Raw genomic sequence first — 5,526 nt, forward strand, 5'->3', positions numbered from 1 at the left:
ATCCATTCGATACAAGCTACAGTTGGCTTTTGGTTGATAAATTTGAGCTTGTGCCTAATCAGTTCCATCCTTTCCTGCATCCGTTCCGCAAGATATTCACCCCTTTCCGGCACGCCCAAAACCTGGGACACTAATTTTATATCGGTAAAAACAGCATCCAAATTATTGGGTTCCAACGAGATAATTTGCACGGGGTGATCCAACAAGTTTTCCAATGCTTTTTTTACATCGTTAAAACTTACCGCACAAACTTCACATTGTGTTTGGGTGATGATAACGTCCGGTTTGAGTTGCTTCATCAACTCGCGGTCAAGCTGATAAAAAGAAAGCGCATCTGTTAAGCTGCCTTTTACCTGTTTGTCTATTTCCAGGCTGTTTGCATCCGGGTCAAGCATCGCCGAAGAACAAACTGGCACATTTAAAATACTTTCGGGATAATCACACTCGTGCGAGCGGCCAACCAATTGCGCTTCCAAACCCAGCTCGCACACAATTTCGGTTCCGGCAGCCAGCAGGGATATGATTCTTTTTTGATTCACGGACGATTAAATTATAACTTCGATTTTTGTCAACGATTGCAAGATCAACGCCCTGGTCCTCTTCCCCCTTCGAAGGGGGCAAGGGGGATGACCCTTCAAACCAATAAAAATATTTTGAACAATCATTACAACAAGCAAAATAAAGGATTAGCCCGCAATCTTCGCAATAATTCTACACCGGCAGAAATCAGGCTTTGGAGCAATTTACTTCGGGCTAAAGGACTTTGTGGTTATTCATTTTTACGACAAAGACCAATTGGTAATTACGTTGCTGATTTTTTTTGCAAAGAATTGCAATTGGTAATTGAATTGGACGGCCGAAGCCATCAAAATGAAGAACAGGCGCAACGGGATGTTATTCGTGATGATAAATTAAAGGAGTTAGGTTATACCGTTATCCGGTTTGAAGATGATGAGGTTTTGTATGGTTTTTTAAATGTGGTGAGGACTTTAGAAATTTTTGTGGAGGAATTTGAGGAGAGAAAAAGTGCAGGTCATCCCCCTAACCCCCTTCAAAAGGGGGAAGAGGGCCAGGGCGTAGATTTAAAAAACAGTAGAAACTTATTATCAATACTTCTTTTAGCACTGTTTTTTTTGTGCGGCTGTTTTTCAAAAGATCAATCCAACAAAACCGTTTTTAACATCAACCTGGACGATGCGCTTACCTCGCTTGACCCGGCTTTTGCACGAAACCAAAATGCGATTTGGTGCGACAACCAGTTGTACAACGGTTTGGTGCAGCTAAACGATAGCTTAAAAACCAAACCAAGTATCGCCAAAAGCTGGGAAGTTTCTGCGGATGGTTTGCATTACACCTTCCATTTGCGTAATGATGTTTTTTTTCATGATGCCGCGCAGTTTAAAAACGGAAAAGGCCGAAAAGCAGTGGCTGCTGATTTTGTGTACAGCTTTTATCGTTTGATAGACGCAAAAGTTGGCTCTACCGGTTCCTGGATTTTCAGCGATAAAGTAGCGGTAAAAGAAGCATTCCAAGCACCAAACGATTCTACTTTTATCATCAACCTGCGAAAGCCTTTTCCGCCGATGATGAGTTTGCTTACCGCACAATATTGCGCTGTTGTGCCGCATGAAGTAGTTGATTTTTATGGAAAAGATTTCCGCAGCCACCCGATTGGTACCGGCCCGTTTCAATTTAAGTATTGGAAAGAAGGTGAAGTGTTGGTCTTCCTTAAAAACGAAAATTATTGGGAAACGGAAAACGGCCGCCGTTTGCCTTATCTCGATGCCGTGCGTGCTTCTTTTATCACCAATAAACAAACGGCTTTTATGGAGTTTGTAAAGCACAACCTCGATTTTTTTAACGACATTGACGGCAGTTACCGCGATGATATTTTAACCAAATCCGGCCACATTACTAAAAAATACCAAGGCAAATTTCAGCTTAAAATACGGCCGTATTTAAATACCGAATATTTAGGAATGCTTGTAGATACCAATCTGGCTATCGTTAAAACTTCGCCTTTGCGGTTTAAAAAAGTCCGCCAAGCCATTAATTATGCCATTGATCGCGAAAAAATGGTGAAGTACCTGCGCAACAATGTGGCTACGCCCGGCCACGCTGGTTTTGTTCCGGTTGGGATGCCGGGTTTTGAGCAGATGCAGGTGAAAGGTTACCGTTACGATCCGGAAAAGGCACGACAATTGCTGGCCGAAGCTGGTTTCTACCAAACACATCCCGTTCCGGAAATTTTGTTAAATACCACCACCACTTACCGGGATTTAATTGAATTTGTGCAAGGACAACTCAACGCGGTCGGCATTCCAACGCGGGTAGAAGTTAGTCAGGGCGCTGCATTGCGGGAAAGGATTGCTAAAAACAGCGTTAACTTTTTCCGCGCTAACTGGATGGCCGATTATCCGGATGCCGAAAACTATCTTTCCGTTTTTTACTCGCACAACAAAGTGCCTTTCGGCCCCAATTATACTGCATTTTATAATAAAGATTTTGACCAATTGTTCGAGGCAAGTTATCAGGCCAAAACCGAGCAGGAACGTTTTAAACTGTACCGGCAAATGGATAATTTGGTGATGGAACAGGCACCGGTCGTGATTTTGTATTATTACCGGTTGGTTAACTTGTACCAAAACAACATCAGCGGCATCAGCACCAACGCACAAAACTTATTGGTTTTGAAAAGGGTGAGGAAGGGAAAAGGTTGATGGTTTATAGTTCATAGTTCATAGTTCATAGTTCATAGTTGATGGTTCATAGTTGATGGTTCATAGTTGATGGTTCATAGTTCATAGTTCATAGTTCATAGTTTATAGTTTATAGTTTAAAACAAAAAAATCCGGCTATTTATGGCCGGATTTTGAATGCTTCTTTTATCGGATAAAATTTATTGTGGCCTACCACCGCCGCCAGATGGAACGCCGCCACCGTTACCGGTATCCCCAGGCATAATATCATCGTTGTTAACACCTTTTTTCTTGGCTTGCTGTCCGTAAGTGATTTTACCAAAGTTGTAGCTAAACGAAATACCAAACGAGCGCAACGGGTAAGAAATGGTTTGGTGTTGCGTAATACCGTTGCCGTTGATATTGGTGTTGAGGTGCAGGTATTTTTGAAACGGCGACAAGGCATTCAATCCCAGGGTGAACTTTTTGGCGATGATGTCTTTTTTCAAACCTAATCCATACAAATTAAATGCCGGGCCAGTACCCTGGATATTACGCCGTGCCGAATTAAAGATACCAAAGACTTCGGCTGCAAAACCTTTTTTAAGCGCCAGTGATGCACCCGTAAAAATATTATACTGAATATAAGTATTGTTACTGCTTTGCTGCGCTAACAAAGCAGAATTTGCAGAAGCATCATAAGTGTAAACGCTCGCACTTCCCCTGATGGTCAGCGGTTTTACCGGGTTGACGGAGCCGGACGCGCTTACCCCTATCGAATTATTTTTGCCGATATTTAAAAAGTTGGTCCGGGTAATGGTTCGGCCCAAATCAGTATCATATACGGAATTGGCAATACCTTCAATCAAGTTGTTGGTGTGTTTGTAGTAGGTAGATAGAATAACCACCGAACTTTTGATGAAAGCCGTATAACCCAATTCTACCGTTTGCGAAACCTCCGGCGATAAAGTTGGGCTGCCCTGCGTTTGGTTATCGGCGTTAGCCTTGTTAATAAATGGGTTGATCTGGGTTAAACTTGGGCGCGTTATCCGTTTGGTGTAATTCAATTTTACACTGTTGCCGCCTTTTAATGCCCTGGATACTGCTATCGTTGGCACAAAAGTAGTGTACGAGTTAGAAAACGGCGATAAGCTGGGCTGCGTACTGTTGGACGGCGTGCCATCAATTTGTGTATTTTCTACACGTGCGCCAACTTGCAAACTATAGCTTTTAGGCAAAGTAAAAGTTGCAACCGTATAACCTGCATAAACGTTTTGATTGTATTTGTAGAGGTTAGATGCCGTATCGTTCAGCAAATAAGGCCCGGTGTTATTGTTCTGCTGAAAAACCTCAAAATCACTGTTGATACGACGGAAAATTGATTTACCGCCTGCTTCCAGCTTAATCTTTTTGCCGATGGGCAAACTGTAATCAGCCTGCGCGGTGTATTCATTGTTTGTACCATCATTCGTACCGTTTTGGTTTGGTGTAAAGCGGATGAAGGCAGCCGGAACGCCAAAGTATTCGGTAGCGTAATCATTTGTTGCCGCGGTATGGCTCCACTGGCCGGCAATGGTCAGTTCTTCGCCTTGTTTTTTAAACTTGTGGGTATAATCGGCACTCCAGTCAAAACCGCCCAAACTGGTTTTGTTATAGTTGTCGCTGGTGTAACCGCCGTTGCCTGCAAACAAACTGTTGGTGTTAAAACCCATACCATTATTTTTCATGGCTATGCTGTTGATCGTAACGTTTGTGGTGATCGAGTTAAAATCATTAAAATCATAACTTCCGTTGATGGAACCACGAACACCCTGGCGCGTAGTTCTGGATTGTGCAGTCTGAGTGCGTGTAACCGGACCGGTAACACTACTAAAATCAACCAAAGAAGTTTGCGGCCATGCGCCGTTGCCGCCAATGTTTGCTCCCAGGCTAAACCGGTTGTGTTTATAATTCAAATTAACGTTGCCGTTATTTTGGCGCGTGCCTACACCACCGCTTACCGAACCACTGATGCCTGATGCTTTGCTGCTTTTGGTAATGATATTGATGATACCGCCAGAACCTTCAGCATCGTACTTTGCTGATGGCGAAGTAATTACTTCAATACTTTTAATTTGATCGGCAGGAATGGTACGCAGCACATCTGCCAAACTGGTAGACAAAGCGCCGGAAGGCTTACCGTTGATTAAAACACGCACGTTCTGATCGCCGCGCAGCGATACGTTGCCGTCTAAATCCACTGATAAAAGAGGCACTTTGCGCAATACGTCTGTTGCGTTTCCGCCGGAAGTCGTTAAGTCCTTTTCAGCATTGTAAACCAATTTGTCAATATGGTTTTCAACAAGTGCTTGCTGGCCTACTACATCAACACCTTTTAGCATACGGCCGGTTGGCGAAAGGCGAACCGTACCCACATTTGCATCCGGTTTTGCTGGTGTTGTGGTAACCGGGTCGAAGGTTTTGGTAGGATAACCAATAAAGCTGATGGTTACTTTATACTTGCCCGGATTAAGGTTATCAATGCGGAAATTCCCTTTGCTATCGGTAACCACACCGTTCAAAGGCGCTTTTCCGCCGCTACGGTACAGTGTGATAGTTGCATAATCAATCCCTTTTTTTGAAATTGAATCAACCACCAATCCGGAAATACGGCCGGTGACCGATGAGCCACCACCGCCACCAGGAAACTGTGCCTGCGCCGAAAAACCAAGTATAAAAAGAGCAAAAAGTAGAAGTAAGGATTTCATTCGGATAAGATTTTTGATTAGGAGGTGCAAAAGTGGGAATTGTTACAGCGTTAATGAAAAAAACCTTTGTAAAAGAAGCATTACTTGGAAGGTTGTAAGGT

The 5,526-nt window shown here is 43.3% G+C and carries 3 protein-coding genes; 1 reads left to right on the forward strand and 2 read right to left on the reverse strand.

Annotated features, from left to right (window positions below):
- Positions 1–539: ABC transporter substrate-binding protein (locus tag Q0192_RS00480; protein WP_299284443.1), on the reverse strand; the 539-nt coding region annotated here is incomplete at its 3' end.
- Between the two features lie 114 nt (positions 540–653).
- Between Q0192_RS00480 and Q0192_RS00485 the strand changes: the two genes are divergently transcribed.
- Positions 654–2,720, forward strand: a complete 2,067-nt coding sequence (locus Q0192_RS00485) for an ABC transporter substrate-binding protein (RefSeq protein WP_299284446.1) — start codon at positions 654–656, stop codon at positions 2,718–2,720.
- Positions 2,721–2,899: 179 nt separating this feature from the next.
- Here Q0192_RS00485 and Q0192_RS00490 read toward each other — a convergent pair whose 3' ends face one another.
- Positions 2,900–5,425: an outer membrane beta-barrel family protein gene (locus Q0192_RS00490; protein WP_299284449.1), complete on the reverse strand. Its 2,526-nt coding sequence runs from the start codon at positions 5,423–5,425 to the stop codon at positions 2,900–2,902.
- Positions 5,426–5,526 lie beyond the last annotated feature (101 nt).

The sequence above is a fragment of the uncultured Mucilaginibacter sp. genome (genome assembly GCF_937859865.1).
Taxonomy (GTDB): Bacteria; Bacteroidota; Bacteroidia; order Sphingobacteriales; family Sphingobacteriaceae; genus Mucilaginibacter_A.